Annotated in this window: 12 protein-coding genes; all 12 read right to left on the bottom strand. The window is 48.4% G+C overall.

Features of this window, described 5'->3' with window-relative positions; translation table 11 throughout:
• Positions 1 to 26: 26 nt before the first annotated feature.
• On the bottom strand, positions 27 to 2,246 hold the full coding sequence (locus tag MHI52_RS01190) for a helix-turn-helix domain-containing protein (protein ID WP_164783175.1): 2,220 nt from the start codon (positions 2,244 to 2,246) through the stop codon (positions 27 to 29).
• 175 nt (positions 2,247 to 2,421) lie between these two features.
• Positions 2,422 to 4,059: an extracellular solute-binding protein gene (locus MHI52_RS01185; RefSeq protein WP_282319716.1), complete on the bottom strand. Its 1,638-nt coding sequence runs from the start codon at positions 4,057 to 4,059 to the stop codon at positions 2,422 to 2,424.
• A 129-nt stretch (positions 4,060 to 4,188) separates the two neighbouring features.
• The gene (locus MHI52_RS01180; protein ID WP_017691189.1) at positions 4,189 to 5,097 is read right to left on the bottom strand and encodes a carbohydrate ABC transporter permease; all 909 of its coding nucleotides are present in this window, start codon (positions 5,095 to 5,097) and stop codon (positions 4,189 to 4,191) included.
• Between the two features lie 15 nt (positions 5,098 to 5,112).
• Positions 5,113 to 6,090, bottom strand: a complete 978-nt coding sequence (locus MHI52_RS01175; protein ID WP_074093076.1) for a sugar ABC transporter permease — start codon at positions 6,088 to 6,090, stop codon at positions 5,113 to 5,115.
• 314 nt (positions 6,091 to 6,404) lie between these two features.
• Positions 6,405 to 7,817 (bottom strand): alpha-L-fucosidase, encoded by a 1,413-nt coding sequence (locus MHI52_RS01170; RefSeq protein ID WP_405158289.1) that lies wholly within the window; start codon positions 7,815 to 7,817, stop codon positions 6,405 to 6,407.
• Between the two features lie 694 nt (positions 7,818 to 8,511).
• Positions 8,512 to 9,570, bottom strand: coding sequence for a Gfo/Idh/MocA family protein (locus MHI52_RS01165; protein WP_405158288.1), 1,059 nt, complete (start codon positions 9,568 to 9,570; stop codon positions 8,512 to 8,514).
• A 251-nt stretch (positions 9,571 to 9,821) separates the two neighbouring features.
• On the bottom strand, positions 9,822 to 10,688 hold the full coding sequence (locus tag MHI52_RS01160) for a sugar phosphate isomerase/epimerase family protein (protein WP_405158287.1): 867 nt from the start codon (positions 10,686 to 10,688) through the stop codon (positions 9,822 to 9,824).
• 267 nt (positions 10,689 to 10,955) lie between these two features.
• Positions 10,956 to 12,737, bottom strand: coding sequence for a beta-galactosidase (locus MHI52_RS01155; RefSeq protein ID WP_405158286.1), 1,782 nt, complete (start codon positions 12,735 to 12,737; stop codon positions 10,956 to 10,958).
• A 1-nt stretch (position 12,738) separates the two neighbouring features.
• A complete protein-coding gene (locus MHI52_RS01150) occupies positions 12,739 to 14,199 on the bottom strand; it encodes an alpha-L-fucosidase (RefSeq protein ID WP_405158285.1) in 1,461 nt (486 codons plus the stop codon).
• A gap of 30 nt (positions 14,200 to 14,229) precedes the next feature.
• Positions 14,230 to 14,994 (bottom strand): copper homeostasis protein CutC, encoded by a 765-nt coding sequence (locus MHI52_RS01145; RefSeq protein WP_340983751.1) that lies wholly within the window; start codon positions 14,992 to 14,994, stop codon positions 14,230 to 14,232.
• 448 nt (positions 14,995 to 15,442) lie between these two features.
• Positions 15,443 to 15,634: a hypothetical protein gene (locus MHI52_RS01140; protein WP_017691199.1), complete on the bottom strand. Its 192-nt coding sequence runs from the start codon at positions 15,632 to 15,634 to the stop codon at positions 15,443 to 15,445.
• A 189-nt stretch (positions 15,635 to 15,823) separates the two neighbouring features.
• Positions 15,824 to 18,607, bottom strand: coding sequence for a glycoside hydrolase family 3 C-terminal domain-containing protein (locus MHI52_RS01135; protein ID WP_405158284.1), 2,784 nt, complete (start codon positions 18,605 to 18,607; stop codon positions 15,824 to 15,826).
• Positions 18,608 to 18,720 lie beyond the last annotated feature (113 nt).

Below are 18,720 nucleotides of genomic sequence, written 5' to 3'. Positions count from 1 at the left end.
GTTCGGAATTAGTTAGGCGCGTGCACTCACATGGCTTTGCGATAGTCACTTGGTGCCACACCCACCACGTTCTTGAAAGCCCGGTTGAAGGAATTATAGTTCGTGTATCCCACTTCCTCACTGATCTCCTGAATGGCCTTATCGGTCTCCTGCATGAGCAGCTTAGCTTTTTCGATGCGATGACTAATGAGCAGATCCACAAACTTCTCCCCAATCTCATCCTTGAAAAGCTTGCTCAGATACTTCGGATTAATATCGAATAGATCACTAAGGTAGTTTAGTGACAGATCAGGATTGTTGTAATGCTCTTCGATGTATTTGCGAATCTCCAGAATATGTGATCTGTGTTTTCGGGAACAATGCAGCGTCTGCATCTGCAGCGCCAGTTCCCTGAACCCTTCCCAACACAGCTCACGCAGATCGTCTAACGTCTCCCAGCCCTCAAGCCTTGGGAGAAGTGGGGTGAATATAGCAGCCCATGACTCCTGGTACTCCCGTGGAAGTTCGGCGAATTCCCGATTGTAATGTTGAAATAACAATTGGATTGTATTCATAATCTCCTGACGGGACAGAACGGACTCACTGATTTGTTCAAACAGTCTCTCAAAATGCTTTTCCCAGATATCGTCCGACAAGCGCATTGCCTGCACGAGCAGTGAGATGGTCTTCAGAAACTCATACACATCATTGGTCGAATTCGGTACATCGCTACAGGGAATGATGCGATTCATGCCCAGTACAGCCTTGTACTCCAGCGCGTGCACAGCTTCTTTCAATGAAGCTCTCAACCCCCGAATATCAACAGCAACCCGACCAACACCAATGGTCACGGTGAAGTTCAGATACTGATCGATTCTGTCCAGATAACCAGCGAGCAATCGATGCTCGGTCTCCTCGGCCTGTTCCATTGCCGGAATCCAGAGGATGGCGTACAGACGCTGATCGGAGATCCATTCAGCCCATACTTCCGTTCCTTCATGACGCGCACTCTCCTGCAGGATACTGGATAACACAAATTTCAAGAGGGATTGGTCCTGATCATGATACTCCGTCACAAATGCATCATACCGATCCATTTCAACTACCATGACGGCCCAATGATGCTCCAGCTCAGGCAGTTTGAACTTCTTCATCTCCGCTGTCAGCTCCGTGCTCGTAAAGTCTCGTGTGCCCTCCAGCAACTCCTGAAAGAACATTTTTTTCTGCAAAATCAGATTCTCTTCGTGCTCCTCCTGATATTGCCTCGTCTGATCAATCATGCGTTCCAGCGTTGTATGGATGAATCGAAACTCATTCTCCTTGCCATAGCCCAGCCCCGATTGCTTCTGCGAAGAAACGGTCTGAATTAACGTGACAATCTGCTGAATCGGCTTGTAGTTTCTGCGGGTAACATAGATCACCCACACCACACCAATCAACACAACCACTACAGCAAAGGCAAACCAGATATTATAAAATTGCAGCGTCCATTTGACGATTTTTCCATTGTTGAGACCTGTCTGCACCTTCCAACCACTATAACTCGACGTAAATTCGGAGAAGACTTCTCCCGACGTGGTTTTAGTAGAAGCTGCAACCCCTCCTGGCATGCTGCTATCCCACAGATTGCCGCCCGAACGGTTGAAGATGTTCACAAACGTAAATTCCGGATCATACATCTGCATAATGGATTTCCTCAGGGTACTCAGGTCCACATTTGTCACCACAAGTCCTTTGCCGTTTCCTACACTTCGCACAATCGTAATCACCTGCTCCGTCGCTTGCGAAGGAAAAGCTCGGAACGCTCGTGCCCCTGCCCACTTCTGTTCATCCCTTGACCGGCTATCTGCAATAAAGTCTGCATCCGGGAACTCTTCAATCGGAACAGCCTTCCCGTTACTGAAGACCGTGCCATCCCCGTATCGAACGAGATAAATTGAATCAATCAGCGGATACTCTATTTTCAATTCATCAACCACCTGGACCGCCTGAATGCCGGCATACACATCATCGCTGCCAGATACCGAGAAATAATTCTTCAAGTTAGGGTTGGTCAAAATCTCACGCAGTACCTTGAAGTCGATGGAACGCAGGGAGTTGTCCAGATATTGCGTGACCTGAGAGGCCAGAAATTCATTGGCCTTGAGCGCTTCTCTACGGTTCTGTTCATTGAATACTTGAAAGAAAATAAAGAATAGAATGGTCGTCACAATAAAGAAAACAGGCAGATACGATAACAGCAAACGTCTAAACCAATTGTTGTTCATCTCCGAGATCCCCCCACCGTTACTGTTCATGCTGAATGACGACAAACATCTGTGCTGATCGCTAATTTTCCATAAATATTCAGTACATTATATCGGATGACGTGGGGTTGTCATAGGAGAAGACCGTCCCGGTCACGGGTGACAGACGGGACAGCCTCTATATTGAATCCTTCAATTATTGATTCTTCTCAATGGCACGCTGGTAGATCTCAAGGTAATTACTCAGTCCGAGACCATCAAAGCCTTTGACATACGAATCCCATTCCTTTTCAATGCTCTTGCTGCCAATAATGAACTGTGCCATATTCGTCTGTACATAATCCTTGATGGCCGTAGTCAGTTGTGCAGCTGATTCCGTATCCTCTGGACGAATAAATACGTTCGCAGGGTATACTTCTTTGGGTGCATAAGGTTCATACACATTGGTAGCTTGAGCCAGACGTGTACCATAACCCTCTGCTTCTAAAGGATTCTGTCCTTCCGCAAACAGATTACGGAACGTGTTGGACAAGTCATGTGCTCCAATCTGTGACCAACTCTCGTTCACAACAACGTTTGGATCACGCTCAGGCAGGTTGTAGTAGCTGTATTTGGCCGGCTCGCCATTGATGTTTTTCTCATCGGCATCTGCCTTCTTCCAGCCCTTGCCTTCAGTTGGTCCATACTCCGCGTACAGCGCACCTTCTTCACTGAACATGTAGTCTACGATCTTGATGGCGGCAATCTGCTGTGCTTCTGTCGCTTTGTTCGTGATGGCAAACTCAAACTCACCTACGCTCTGCGTGGCGCCTGTCGTCTGCACTCCATCTGGTCCTTTCAATGGAGGAACGATCTCCCAGTGCTGGTGACGGGTGATATCTTTGTCATAAGTATTCACGAGATAACTGACCAGCGCCGTTGTAATGGAGCCGACCACTTCATCGCCTTCCTTGTTCCCCAGCTGTCCAATCGCCTGATCATTCTGTGTAAAGGAAGCCGGATCAATCAGGCCATCTGCATAGAGCTTGTTCATGTACTCCAGCCCTTTCTTCCAGCCTTCCTGATTGGCGGCAAAACTCACCTTGCCATCGTTCACGATCAGATATTTGTCGTTGTCATTGTATATAAAGCTATTCATCAGGTAGGCATCAATGTTGCCATTCCATACATACTTGTTCGGTGCGCCTGTAAGTGGAATCTCGTCCGCTTTCCCGTTACCGTTTGGATCTTGTGTCTTAAACGCCTTCAGAACGGTATACAGTTCATCAGTTGTGGTTGGCATTTTCAGGCCCAAATTATCAAGCCACTCCGTGTTGATCCAGTATTTCTGTGCATACGTACAGTGGTAACATTCATTGAAGATAGGCAGCGCATAGATGTTGCCATCCGGTGCCGTAATAGCTTCTTTGAAGTATGGCTTCTCTTCCATAATCTTGGTCAGATTCGGACCATACTTCTGAATTAGATCTTGTAGCGGAAGGAACACGCCCTGTTTTCCATAGGTTTGAAGATCTGAGGTGGTAAACTTGCCGTGAAGAAATACTTCCGGATAATCACCACTAGCCAGCAGCAATTGTCTGCGATCCTGCAAGGCGTCAGTTGGGGCCAGATCCCATTTTAGGGTAACGTCGAACTTGTCTTCGATAAATTGGGTGAATTCATTCTCTTCCATGGACGCTTTGCCTTGCGGAGCAAAGAGGGTCATGGTTACAGGACCGCCGCTCTCCCCGCTACCGTCGCTACTTCCACCCGACTCCTCGGATGAACTGCATGCGGACAACAAAGCCACCGAAGCAAAGACCAGAAACAACATCGAAATCCAAGATTTTCTCAATCTGACTCCTCCTTTTTGTTCATAACGGCAAATTATTGACTTGTACTGCACGTTTATAAAATCGACCCCGGAAGCCGGCGTGTTCCTTCCACCTCCTTTCAAGAGGCAACCAGGCTTAACTCACAAGGATTAACCTTTGAGGGAACCCACCATGACCCCTTTAACAAAATGCTTCTGTACAAATGGATACATGATCAGAATTGGAATACTCGCCACAACGATCAGTGCATATTTCAACACCTGCTCGAACCCTTGGTCCCGCATCTGTTGGCTGGTATTGGCGAGCATCGCCGGATCAGCCGCGTTCAGGATAAGCAGATTGCGAAGCACGTATTGCAGAGGGAACAATTTCTCGGAACGCAGGTAGATCAATGCATCAAAGTACGCATTCCAGTGACCTACGGCATACATAAGTGTCATGACCGCCAGAATGGGCTTTGATAAGGGAAGAACTACGCTGATCAGATACCGGATATCTCGGCAACCGTCCATTTCCGCGGCCTCCCCGAGTTCTTCCGGAATGGAAGATTGGAAGAAAGTTCTTGCCACGATGACCTGGAATACTGCGAGTGCCCCGGGCAGCCACATCGCCCAACGTGTATCGAGCAGGTGCAAATCCTTCATCAAGAGGTAGGTGGGAATCAGACCGCCATCAAAGAACATCGTGATCATCATGAAAATAATGATGGCACCTCGTCCATAGAACGATTTGCGTGACAAAGGATACGCCAGCATGACGGTCAGCACCACGTTAATGAACGTGCCCACCACGGTATAGATGATCGTGTTATAAAAACCGAGCATAAGCTGTTGGCTTTTGAAAATGGAGATGTACGCCTTGATGTTAAAGTCTACCGGGAACAGCCACACCTGACCGGATGTCACGGCTCGTGAAGAGCTGAACGAAGAACTGATGATATACAAAAGCGGATAAAACACTGTTAGCAGTATGGCGAACAGAAAGATATAGTTGAATGTCATGAAAATGCGGTCACCGAGTGGGTCCTTGATCCGGTTACGATTAATCAGGTTGAACATGGATAAACTCCTCCTTTACCACAAGCTGTTCTGGGATACTTTGCGCGATATGCCGTTGACGATAACCAGCAGGATCAGGTTGATAATGGAGTTGAAGAACCCTACTGCCGAGGAGAAGCTGAAATTCGCCCCGATCAGACCCACCTTGTACACATACGTGGAGATGACCTCCGAAGCGCTTGTGTTGAGTGGATTCTGCATCAGGTATATTTTCTCAAAGCCCACGCCCATAATGCTGCCCAGACTCAGAATCAGCATGATAACGGTGACTGGAACGAGCGACGGGAGGTCGATGTGCCATATTTTCCGAAGCCTTGATGCGCCGTCCATCTTTGCTGCTTCATAGAGAGATGGATCAACACCAGCAAGAGCTGCGATATATATAATTGATGAATATCCCATGCCCTGCCACACACCTGACCAGACATAGATCGATTTGAAGTATTCCGGAATACCCATGAAGTTCGTCATCGGGAAGCCGAGCAGTGTGAACAGCTTGTCTACTACGCCCACATGCGGGGAGAGCATCAGAATGATAATGGATACCATAACAACCGTTGAGATAAAATGCGGAGCGTAAGTGACCATCTGCACAGTCTTTTTGAAGTAACCCGTTCGAATCTCATTCAGCGCCAGCGCCAGAAGGATCGGAATGGGGAAACCGGCAATTAAGGAATAAAAGCTGATGCCTATCGTGTTTTTGATTAACAGCCAGAAGTTTGGAGATTGGAAGAAGGCTTCAAAGTGTTTGAATCCGACCCACGGGCTTCCCCAGATTCCTTTGACTACACTGAAATCCTTGAAGGCGATTTGGACACCCACCATAGGGATGTACTTGAAGATCAACAGATACAATACCGGGGGCAACACGAGCAGGTAGAGTTCCCAGTGTTTCTTGAGGCTTTTGATGAATGGATGCTGCCGCTTGGGCTCCACATGTTTCCTCTGTTGGAGTTCCATCTTGGCGGGTATGCTTTCCGTAGCTCGACTCATTTGCGTCACTCCTTCTACACCTCAAGTGTAATAATACATTACATTTACATCCCTTAAACATCCTTTTTTCTGTTCCTAGTTCCTTGTTTAACAAACATGATGTAAACATTCATATCAGGTAGCGCTTTCTTGATTTGATAGTACATCGCCCGATAAACTTTTATCAATTTGCAATTTTCTCCGACTTCTCTTTATTCCACAAACCCTTGTGTGACAAGCGATTGCGAGCCGTTTCTATTGGGAATCGTGTTCCTTATGTATGAATAAAAAAATTCCGGAGGTGGTTATATCTCCCCCGGAATTGACATGGCATTCTATGCGCTTGTGACCAATCTGAACGTATGTGTGATCGGAGCTTCACTCGTTGCAGCGGATTGTGGCAGATCCACAAGAAGTCCGTCTCCCGTTTCTTGATACGAAAGTACGTCATCGCTACCAACGAGTTCGATCCGCTCTACCTTTTCCAGATAAGGAATGATTAACTGTGGTTGTACGGTCTCATTCTCGTTTCGGTACAAACGGAAGGCATATACGGTGTTGATCTCTTCCTTCTGAGTGAAAGCCCAATCTTTCGTAAAATATGGTCCGCAGATCCGGGTTCCATAGATGCCTTCTCCATGAGTACCCAACCATTCACCGAGGCCCTTGATGCCTCGAATTGCCCCTTTTGGCAGACGCCCATCGGGTTGTGGACCTACATTCAGCGCCAGGTTACCGCCCTTGGACACAACTTCAAGTAGAATATGTGCCAGCTGTCTTCCCGTTTTATACTGATCATCGAATCCGAAGGCAAAGGAGTTCCCCACCGTAATACAGCTCTCCCATGGAATGTTCATCGGATGTTCCGGTATGGTCTGCTCGGGGGTAACGATATTCTCATACGGCCCACCCACGGTGCGATCTGCGGACAGAAGCCAAGGTTGTGTGGTCTGACGCGCCCGTTCCACGACTTCTCCCAGCCTAATATCCTGACCATGGCGACCTTCGCGCACCCAGCCGGCATCCAGCCACAGACATTCGATCCGCCCGTAATTCGTCAGTAGCTCCATGATCTGCTCATGTGTGAACTCCACGAATTTCTCCCACAGCCACGGATACTTATGGGGATCATACGAGGGCCCGCGCCACATATGACGTCCACGCTCCATGCCCGGTGCCCAGTAATACGGGGTATGCCAGTCCGCTTTGGAGAAATACGCTGAGATGCCCAGTCCTTTGGCCCGAAATGCATCAAATAATGCTCCACAGATGTCCGCATACTTATGGGTATGAAAAGGCGTGTCCTTGCCCGTAATCCGGTAATCCGTCGTCTTGGTATCCCACATACAGAAACCGTCATGGTGCTTGGTGGTGAACAGGAAATATTTGAACCCGTTATCTGCCGCCATTTGTGCCCATTCCTCAGGCTGGAAACGAATCGGATTGAAGGTTTTGTTCAGATCAAAATATTCCCGCTTGAAGTCTTCCATGTCATCCGTCCAGTCGATGTCATCGCGAGACCAATCGCCGTCCTCATCGCTCAGCGCCCAGGATTCCACGAGGCCAAGCTGGGAATACGGCCCCCAGTGCATCATCAACCCCAGCTTCTGATCCTTGAACCACCCCAACCGCTCATTCAGCAGCGGATCTTCCGGTTTGATCCATTCATCCTCTTTGCTAAAATTGTGCACGCCGGCTTCGACAATCTGCTCTTCCTGCTCCAGTACGGTTTCTTTGGCTTCGCTCATCCTGTTTCATCTCCTCTGGATTGGATAAAAGATAAACCATGCATGTTACGCCTGGTCACTCCGAGTGCAGTACCATCTTTCGATCGCTGTTATCCCCAGATTTCTCTTATTTCACTGTATAATTGTTAGAAATCCAGTGATAAAGGCGAGCGCTTCGCTTCTTCAGATTGGTTCTGCACTCTCCGTTTTGGCGTAAACGCTAGTTTAACTATTAAGGGGCGTAGTAACTCTGTTATTTCGAGTGCGGTGCCATCTTCAATCACTATGGAACCCTTATTCCCCTCGCTTCTATAGGGGAATCCAAGCGACTGATTTCTGACGAATGGGTCGAAAATTTTCTAAGGAACTCAGGGCGTCTTATTTAGCCTTTTGGTCCTCTTTTTAAATTGTAAGGAAGATCAGACACGTTATTTTCCGAATTTAGCTGGTAAAAACGCTGTAAACTGCTGTTTATTCTCATATAGCATGTGTCAGGTTCCTTAGATTCCTGCCAGCGCTTCGAATCCTTAAATAAGACGCCTGAGATTCGTTAGCACTCGCTCCCTGCTCTACTCCAACCGCGGGCCAAGAAGCCGACTCCGAATCCCGCCCCGAGCGGAGCTTTTCATTGAAAAGGAGCGAAGTGCTCATAACTTTTAATGCCACGGGAGTAGTAAAGTATCAACTATAGTATCAACGAAATACAATCCTACCTTTACAGCGTGATTTCGCGGCCCTGGCGTGCCGATTCGTAGATGGCACAGAGCATTTTCATCACTTCGACGCCGTCTTCAACGGGGCTAAGTGTTTCTTTGCGGCCCTGTGTGCTATCGATAAAATGGTTGATTTCATTGCGGAACGATCCCATAAAGTCGAATGATTTGAAATCTACCTGTGGGGTCATGTTCAAAATGGTGTTGAATTTCTCACCGATGATCGAAATTTCCGGCTCCAACTCGGCACCGCCTTTGTCGCCATATAGTTTGACCGAGGTCTCATCCGCTTTGGCATGAAGCGTGAAGCTGACATCCACGAGTAGGCTCGCGCCATTCTCAAAACGAATCAGGGCATTTGCCATATCCTCAACGGTGTTCTGATCTGCATCATAATCCGCTGCTTTGTAGAACGATAGATTGTTAATGTTCGAGCGGTTCCCTAATCGGTTGGATACGTTAGCGGAGACGGATTTCACCTTCGGTCTGCCCATCAGATACCAGCATATGTCGATCACATGTACCCCGATATCGATCAGCGGGCCGCCGCCGGAGCGGTTGATATCCGAGAACCAGCCACCCGGATTGCCCAGACGACGCAGACTGGAGGCTTTGGCATAATAGATCTCGCCCAGTTCACCCTCGTCGATAAACTTCTTCAGAATCTGTGCATTGTCGCTATAGCGGCGAACAAAACCGACCTGAAGCAGCTTTCCGCTACGGTGAACGGCCTTCTCTACTTCGAGCGCATCCTCAACGGTTTGGCATAGTGGTTTCTCACACAGCACGTTTTTGCCCGCGTCCAGAGCAGCAATACTAATCTCCGCATGGGAGTCGTTCCATGTACAGATGCTGACGGAATGGATCTCGGGCATTGCGAGCAGTTCCTTATAATCGGTAAACACATGAGGTGCATTATATTGCTTCGCCACTTCTGCGGCACGGTCTGCATTCAGGTCACAGATAGCGTATATTTCAACGTCAGGGTTACTGGCATAGGCTTGCAAATGGCAATCGGATATGGATCCGGCACCGATAACGGCGACTTTCAATTTGGGCATAGTGCTGATTCCTCCATCGTTTTCATATGAATTGACTCAAGAAATTATACTCGGCTTAACGTAACGACGGTGAATGCTTGGACTTTCGGCCGCTGTTGTCTGCAAATTTCTTTTATTAACCGCTCTAGCGGTTGAAATCCGCAGACAAAGGCGGTCGCTAACGCTCCTACAGTTCCAAGCTTCCCCTCTGTTACTCACGCCCTCTTTAGAATTTGATTCAATTTTATTTCATTTAAAACAAGTACTCAGCCCTATGCCTCTTCCCATAGGCGGCGGACGTTTTCCATGGCAATGCGTGAGGCGGTTTTGCAATCCTCCATGCCTTCAAATTCAACCGAGATATATCCGTCATACCCGGATTTTTTCAATACACGGAATACCTCAGGCATGTCGATATCGCCATGGCCCACAATGGCACCGCGCAGGTAATTGCCATGCGAGGTTTGGAACCAGCCTTCACCGGGGTTCCGGTAGGAAGGTCTCCAGTAGAAGTCTTTGGCGTGCACGATCGACGCGTACGGAATGTTATTTTTCACGGCACTCACCGGGTCTTCGTCCACACAGAGGAAATTGCCGACATCCAGCGTGGTCTTGAAGTTGCTCCGCGCCGTTTCGTGTAACAAACGCTGAATTCGCTCACTCGACTGCACATAGTACCCATGGTTCTCCACGCTTGTTGTGATTCCAAAATCCGCTGCATAATCGGCTATCCGCTGACAGGCTTTCACCAGTACCGGTAGGTCAATCTCGAACTGTGCTACGGTTCCCTCTGGTGCAGGGCGGAAAGCCACGTCATGACGCATCAGCTTCACGCCGAGCGCAGCAGCCACATCCACATGTCGCATCACATTCTGGATCTCTTGCTCCAACGCTTCGGCGTCCTCCTGCACAGCAAAGTTAGCGCCGATGGCGTAATTGGAAATGTCGATCCCAACCTCTTTTGCCACAGCTTTAATCTCATCAATCAACTCCGGATTATCGATCAGACTGAATCCCATCGGTACAATCTCCACATGTTCCCCGCCCTGATCGGCGATCCAACGAATGGCATCTGGTACGGTTAATTCTTTACGATCCAATGCTTGTTGCAGACTGTAGGTGCTGAGTCCAACTTTCATTTTTCCTCATCCTCTCCTTTAGGACGTGTCTCAAAACTCATTGAAGTGCATATTTTACCGCCTTTTCGCCCCCTGCTGCGTCACTTTCCCTTGACGTGCCCCGGCACGCCTACGGAAAATTTCCTTGCTTGGAACGAAAATTCGGCAAAATCTGCGTCCTTCGGAGTTTTCAGAGACGCCCTAGTCGATGTCCATACCCAACGTATACCTTTTTCCGGCGGACACGACAATTCTCAATAATCGTTTTGCTCTACTATTTTCCTTTTTCTAGCCCAAATCCTGTGTATCTACAAACGTTACGGCCAGTTCAGACGTCTGATGAAGCTCGAATACGATGATTTCATTCTCACCTTCACGAAGGAGCGGGGCTGGTACATATAACGTTTTTTGCGGTCCTTTATTCCAGTAGCGCCCCAGATTGAATCCGTTTACAAATACAACCCCCTTGGTCCAGCTATCCAGTAGCAGAAAAGTATCTCTTACATCCGTGATATTAAACTCTCCTCGATAAAATGCTGGTCCCTTTACTTCATTAACTGTTTCGTTAATTGCCTCGCTAATCACATCACTAAATTGTAAACCCGACAGATCAGTTAATGGCAGACAATGAATCGTCCAATCATATAAAAATTGAAAGCCATGTCGTACCCCCTCCGTAATCCCCTTCGGATCTCTCAGGTATGGACCATAATTAATTCGCCCCATATTTTCGACAAGGATCAATAGTTCTGCGCCCTCTGGCGGTACTTCAAAGGAAATCAATAATTCCGTATTGCCCCGCTCGAACACACCTTGAAATTGCCCATCAACAAACACAAGCGCACGGTCATGCACCTCCTGAACCACCAGTTCCTGTCGCTCCCTTGGGCCGGATATTCGGGTCTGATAACAAATAAAGCCATAATCCTGACCCAGCTTCTCCATTGGTTCCGGATTCGTACGCTGCACCGGGGCTGATATCCGGTCCATCTGCGCCAGTAATGACGCCTGTTGGGTCAACTCCACCCGCCCATAAGCGATGGTCCCCTTCGATTCTGGTAGCACAAGCTCACCCAGATCTTCATTGCTATACCGAGCAATAAGATTACGCACCGCATGGAACTTCGCTGTCGGCTCCCCGGATTCACTAAGCAGTGAATCGTAGTCGTAACTTGTAATTGTGGGTTCGTATTGATCCTTCTGCTGACAGTTCGCCCCGTTGTAAAATGCAAAATTCGTTCCACCGTGGAACATATAAAAGTTGACTGAGGCTCCTGCTCGAAGCATCTCCTCAAACACACCAGCCACATCTGTGGCTTCTCGGGTGTGATGTGACTCACCCCAGTGATCGAACCAGCCGTTCCAATACTCCATGCACATCAAAGGTTCATCCGCCTGATATTCACGCAACTTGGCGAACGCTCCTTCCGTTCCTGATCCAAAATTAACTGTAGCCAGATGCCCCGGGACTGATCCCGCTTGCAGCATGTGGTCTGTCGGTCCGTCCGAGGTAAATAACAACACATCCATACCGCGCTCTACCATGCCATCACGTAAATAATGCAGGTAACTCGCGTCGTTCCCGAAGCTGCCGTACTCATTTTCAATCTGCATTGCAATGATCGGCCCGCCATGGGTGCTCAGAAGAGGTTTCAATTTGGGCAAAAGCACATCATAATAACGATCCACATTCTCCAGAAATTTTGCATCACTACACCGCAGACGAATTTCATCATCGGCAAGCAGCCAGGCAGGTAATCCGCCAAACTCCCACTCGGCACATATATAAGGACTTGGACGAACAATCACATGCAGACCCACATCTCCCGCAATGCGAATAAAACGTTCCAGATCAGCCATGCCTTCAAAACAATACCGACCCGGCTGCGGCTCATGGACATTCCACGGCACATACGTTTCCACTGTATTGAAACCGCAGGCTTTCAACTTGAGTAACCGATCCTCCCAATATTCGGGGACCACTCTAAAATAATGGATGGCACCCGACAAAATCCGAATGGGCTCACCATCATACATAAATTGTGAACCTTTATACGTCAGCACCGCCATGTTACAACCCTCCCCGCTCGCTCAGATATATGCCTAACCCGGACAACGTAGGGCACCATCTGGATTCATGAATGCTTAAACGCATCTTTCTCGATGTAACCTGTGGGAAACAGCAAATTCGCTTATACCCCACCACCGTCCCCTTGTAAAACTCTTCCCAACCACCATCTGCCCTCTGCGACTCCAGCGTAAAACGCTCAATCCGTTGGCCTGTCTGGATATGTTCCATCAGCACCACCCGGTCAAACGATCGTTCCCCCTGCAAATCCAGCTCGATCCAAGCCTGCTCCGTTCCTTCGTGAGGACACCAATACGTATCCCGTCGTTCCGTGAGCACTTCCGATACGGCATGTTGTTCATCCATCGTCTCCGATGCTTTTACCAGCGCCTGCAAGGCGAAATTTTCCTGAAAAATGGTGCGCAGTGAATCTCCCAATTCCTGTAGTCGCTCCACATCCCGCTCGTGAATGAGACCACGCGTATCCGGTGGCAGATTGAGTAAAAAGGTGGCGTTGCCTCCCACTGCGCCGTAATAAACGGCGAGCAGTTCTTCCAATGTTTTGACCTGATCATCTTCACTGGCATGATAGAACCATCCTGGGCGAATTGAGGTATTCACCTCGGCAGGGTACCAGATCAGTTGGTCACCTTGGGAACGAATGACCTCTCGGCTTCCCAAATCACTGTCCTGCGTATTGATCCTTGTGGCGAACTCACCATCATCCACCTGCTGCGATTGCTCCTGGATCTTCTCATTATCCTGCATATGCGCTGGCACAACGCTCCATTCCGATTCCCGCGTATGCCCCGCTTCATTACCGCACCAGCGAACATCCGGGCCACATACCGATATGACAGCCTCAGGCTGAAGTTCACGAATAAGCGCATAATAGGCGTCCCAGTCATAGACCTGCCTTTTGCCATTCGGACCCTCACCACATGCACCATCGAACCATACACAGAAAATGTCGCCATAATTCGTAAGCAGCTCGCGCAACTGTTGGAGGAAAAACTCGTTATACCTCTCCGAATCTCCGTAGGAGGCTTCATGCCGATCCCAAGGAGACAGGTACACGCCAAACTTCAATCCGCCCTCACGGCAGGCATCGGCGACTTCCTGAACCAAATCCCCCGTACCATTCCTCCACGGACTAGCCGCGACCGTATGCGCTGTAAACTGACTGGGCCACAAACAAAATCCATCATGATGCTTACATGTCAGAATCAGCCCCTTCATCCCCGCAGCCTTGCACGCCTGCACCCATTGCGTTGCGTTCAGTTCAGAAGGATTGAAAATCGCCGGGTCTTCCTCCCCAGTGCCCCATTCCTGATCCGTAAATGTATTTACCGTAAAATGAATAAACGCGTAGAACTCCATCCCCTGCCATCTCAGCTGGCGTTCGGATGGGCTGACCTGTGCTGCGGACTTAATCCATTCGGCTGGTTGCAGTTCACGATTCATGGCGTATCACTCCTTTTATTTAGCGCATCCCTATATTATTGGACCACCCTTGCTTGGACCACTACTCAGTGCACTACTGTCCATGAATGGCCGTGATGCAAGCAATAACTGCTGCTTGGCTTCTTCAACCAAATGTGGATCAATGGGACAACTAAAGCTGCCTTTGTACCTCACGCCTGATCCCATATGGATTTCCGTGATACCCGTCTGACTCACTAGCTTTTGAATCCGCTCTATGGTGATCCCCGACCCTGCCATGACAGCGATGTTCAAGGTTTGCCCCAATTGCTGAAGCTGTTTCAGTTCCAGTATGGCTTCAGGCGCTGTCTGTTTCCCTCCCGATGTAAGCACACGCTCCACGTTGCCCAATGTGTTAATGGCCTTGAGCGCCTCAGTCAGGCTTGTGCTCACATCAATTGCACGATGAAACGTAACGCCCAAACCCTGAGCTTCGGCCATACATGATTGCAAGGATATGAGGTCGACTTCACCAGCTCCGGTGAGGGCACCGATCACAATGCCAGCGGCTCCAAGTTCCCTCGCCACGCGTACATCCCGGGTCATGGCGTGGATGTCATCTGCGCTATAGCGGAACGAGCGGCTATGGGGACGGATCATGACATACACCGGAATGGATACCTGGGACACCACATGCTCCATGACACCATAACTGGGGGTAAGTCCTCCTTCAGACATCGCAGACACCAGCTCAATCCGATCAGCCCCTCCCTCCTCAGCTACTCTGGCATCTTCCACATTCACAGCAATGACTTCCAATACAGGCTGTCTTTCCATAAGGTCGCTCCCTTCACTTCATCGTAGATTATTCCAGAACCGTTAACCCGTATCGATACACATCTCTCGAACTGCACACAGCTTGATCCATGACATAAAGGACCGACTGAACGCTTCATCAGCGCTCCTACGGTCCTTCTTCATCATTATGGGCGACGGTCAGCTTCCCGGAACGCAATCCGAATAGGCTGACCTTCCTGAAAGATATATTGTTTGTGGGCAATGATCTTCATGATTGGATTCTCCTTTGGGGACCGGAATGGGCTAGCAAATAGAGAGTGCAACGGATTTCATCACTTCATCTAATGAATTTTGTTATTTTTGTTATTTATAATGTTATTATCAATTAGCAATAGTCTAAAACGTTAGGATCAGAACGTCAATACAAAAAAGACACCCCGAGGGTGTCTTCGTGTCTTGGATAACCTTCTGGTTATCCGAGCTTTTTCTATTTTCTGCGCCGAGCCTTCGTCATTCGATTAAACATAATCAGTGCAGCAATAATCATGGCTATCATGGCAATATTACTCGCCACTTCTTGTGATAATCCGAAAAGAACTCCCAGGTTAGTCACCAGGCCTCTTACAATCAGCGCCACCACAACCAGCAGGATTGGACTCAAAAAATTATAATTTCTCATTCCTCGCAACACCCCTGACCCCATTGTTCAGAACTACGAATCTCATAACACTATCATAACAGTAGCTATTCTGTGTTACAACAAAGGACACCCGCGTACAGTGTCCTTTGTCTTATACCAACGTATTCTACTTTTGATGACAGAACAACCTTTCGATTGCTCTTATCACCTGATATTCCCGATTATCTTCTACACCTGTTTGAATTCGATCCAGTCAATCTGGAGACCTGGTTTGGTGAAGTCCAGTTTCAATTCATACAGTCCTGCTTCAAGATCTATTTTGACAAGTTTCTGTCTGATCCATTTGCCTTCTGTACCATTCGTTTGGATGGTGGTCACCAACTGATCATTCAGGAGCAGGTTACATGCACTTTGAGCCAGTTCCGGTTCAGGGGACATGATCTGTACGATAATCCGGTAATGGCCTGCCTCGTCCACTTTCATGTAGACGGGTTCAGCTACTTCAGGTTTCACCTGTGCGTTCTCAACCAGTGCCTGAGCTTGTGCAACAGATAGGGATGCATTCGCTTGGAACGAAGCGACGTTCTCCACTATCTCGTGTTTTCTGCCGGACACCGGTGCATTCATGATGAACTTGCAGATGTTGATCGCCGAGCGTTGCAGCTCTCCGCGCGTGAGTGTTCCATTTTCCAAGGATTCAATCGTGTTATCGTCCCAGCCATTAATCTCTGCGCCGTAGTTCGGTACAACCATGTAGAGATCATTCTGCGCACGAATCATCCAGTTGGTGTATTTGCGATCAGCTTCTCCACCTTCGGTCACATCATTCATAATCGCCCACCAGTCGGTCATTACGATTCCCTCGAAATTCCATTCGCCACGCAAAATCGTGGTGTTCAGGTCGTAGTTTGATGCTGCCCAGTGTCCGTTAACCGGGTTGTAGGAGGTCATGATGGAGTTTGCTCCGCCTTCTTTTACAGCGATTTCGAACCCTTTCAGGTAAATTTCACGCAGTGCACGTTCGGACACAACAGCATCTACTTTACTGCGGTGTTTCTCCTGGTTGTTGCAGGCAAAGTGTTTCAGTGTGGCATTGGAACCACCCTTCATGATACCTTTCGTACATGCTGCGGCAAATACACCCGAGATCAGTGGATCTTCGGAGAAGTACTCAAAGTTCCGGCCATTAAGCGGGCTCCGGCGGATATTGAGTCCAGGTCCGAGCAGGGTATCCACCTGATTTCTTAGCAATTCCTGTCCTTCCATCACATACAACTCTTCAACAAGATCCTTGTTCCATGTCGCCGCAAGCAACGTACCAATGGATACCTGTGTTGCCTTTTCGCCACTATCCATACGAATACCGGACGGGCCATCTGCCGTACATGCTACCGGAATACCGTAGTTAAACAGGCTGTCGCTGACACCACCAAATGCAGATGCCGTCCCCGAAGTAACGAGCGGACTGCTCATGCCTTCACCACGGACAATCGCTGCCAGATCCTGATCACTCAGTTGAGCGATGAAGGTTTCCAGACTCACTTTGCCAGCCTTAACGTCACTCAGCTTGTGGCCCTGGTTACCTGTCTGCTCCAGCGTTTGCGGGAGATTCTGCTCAATCCGGTTCGCCATGGATATCTTACGTTTCGGTACTTCTGCATAAGTCAGTTCATAAGATCCATCTTCCTTGCGCGAACCTGGTTTCATCCGTGTAAAATCTTCAGTTGGGGCCATCGCTTCTTGCAGTTGCTCCACCAATTGAAGAGATTCAATCACATATCCATCCTGGCCATCAATGCTGATATGCTGCACTTGTTTCACACTGGTTCCTACATGCAGTCGGTATGTGCCTTCTTCCAGAACATATGCGGAAGCAAGACCTGTAACGCCTGCATCATCGTAAGATGCCATGGCATGGATCGGGAAGCTGATCGTCAGAAGTTCTGACTCGCCCGGCTGCAACAATCCTGTTTTACCAAAAGCCACCAAAGCCTTCACCGGTTGTCCCAGTTTGCCTTGTGGTGCTTCATAATAAACTTGCACAACCTCTTTGCCCGCATATGTTGTACCTGAGTTGGTCACATTTACACGAACTTCAATGTAGGTTTCGCCGTCTTTGGACACGGATTTTGCTTCCTCGTGTTGGGCCAAAAACGTTGTATAAGACAGGCCGTAACCGAATTCAAACTGAACGCGCTCAGGTCGAAACGTTTCGAAATAACGATAACCTACATAGATATCTTCCTGATACAGGTTCTTGAACTCATTGCCGTAGTTGCTGGTCGAAGGGTAATCTTCGATGGAATATGCAATCGTATCTGTCAGTTTACCGCTTGGTGTAACGTCCCCCGCCAGCACATCGGCAATCGCATTACCACCCTCCATACCGCCATGCCAGGAGTAAATTACGCCTTGGATCGGATGTAGATACGTTTCGTTTAACCAGCTCATGTCGATGATATTTGAGACATTCAACACAACGATTGTGTGTTCAAATTGCGAAGTAACTTGCTTTAACATCGCTTTCTCATCTTCTGTCAGTTGGTAACTTCCTGGCGCATCCGCATTATCCTGGTCTTCTCCTGCTGTACGTCCAATCACAATAATGGCTTTGCTGGATTTGCTTCTAGCCTGTGCAACCAGTTCATCCGTCAAAGGCATTTCTTTCTGATTCCATGGCTCGGCCGCCCATACTTTTCCGCCATCATCAAATGGATTTTCCTCAATCCACTTCTCATAGACAGCTGCCAGCTCTTCATTAACCGTTATATTCTTTTTGCTGCGCAGACCATCCAATAGATTCGTTGTATAAGCCACATGTACACTACCGCCTGAACCTGTGCCGCTGCGATAATAATTGACTTGAATCCGTCCAAAAACTGAAACGTTTTCGTTTTCACGAAGTGGAAGCACTTGGCCTTCATTTCTGAGTAAAACGGCTCCTTCTGCGGCAACCGTACGACTAAACTCTGCAAACCCTTCCAATGGAACTCCGATTTGATGTGTGCTCAATGATTTCCCTCCTGATTGTCATCCCCATATCTACGAATCGCTATATACAAAATGAACTAACAAAACGTGCGCTCATTTGATATAAAAGATATTCTATGATCTGGTAGATTCAC

The organism is Paenibacillus sp. FSL H8-0283 (genome assembly GCF_045040675.1).
Lineage (GTDB): Bacteria > Bacillota > Bacilli > Paenibacillales > Paenibacillaceae > Paenibacillus > Paenibacillus amylolyticus.
This window is presented reverse-complemented; position numbering and strand designations above follow the sequence as displayed.

Bases quoted from the DNA above. Each gene is read 5' to 3' on its own strand.
- MHI52_RS01190 (WP_164783175.1), bottom strand. From the start codon at position 2,246: ATGAACAACAATTGGTTTAGACGTTTGCTGTTATCGTATCTGCCTGTT.
- MHI52_RS01180 (WP_017691189.1), bottom strand. From the start codon at position 5,097: ATGTTCAACCTGATTAATCGTAACCGGATCAAGGACCCACTCGGTGAC.
- MHI52_RS01175 (WP_074093076.1), bottom strand. From the start codon at position 6,090: ATGAGTCGAGCTACGGAAAGCATACCCGCCAAGATGGAACTCCAACAG.
- MHI52_RS01170 (WP_405158289.1), bottom strand. From the start codon at position 7,817: ATGAGCGAAGCCAAAGAAACCGTACTGGAGCAGGAAGAGCAGATTGTC.
- MHI52_RS01165 (WP_405158288.1), bottom strand. From the start codon at position 9,570: ATGCCCAAATTGAAAGTCGCCGTTATCGGTGCCGGATCCATATCCGAT.
- MHI52_RS01160 (WP_405158287.1), bottom strand. From the start codon at position 10,688: ATGAAAGTTGGACTCAGCACCTACAGTCTGCAACAAGCATTGGATCGT.
- MHI52_RS01155 (WP_405158286.1), bottom strand. From the start codon at position 12,737: ATGGCGGTGCTGACGTATAAAGGTTCACAATTTATGTATGATGGTGAG.
- MHI52_RS01150 (WP_405158285.1), bottom strand. From the start codon at position 14,199: ATGAATCGTGAACTGCAACCAGCCGAATGGATTAAGTCCGCAGCACAG.
- MHI52_RS01145 (WP_340983751.1), bottom strand. From the start codon at position 14,994: ATGGAAAGACAGCCTGTATTGGAAGTCATTGCTGTGAATGTGGAAGAT.
- MHI52_RS01140 (WP_017691199.1), bottom strand. From the start codon at position 15,634: ATGAGAAATTATAATTTTTTGAGTCCAATCCTGCTGGTTGTGGTGGCG.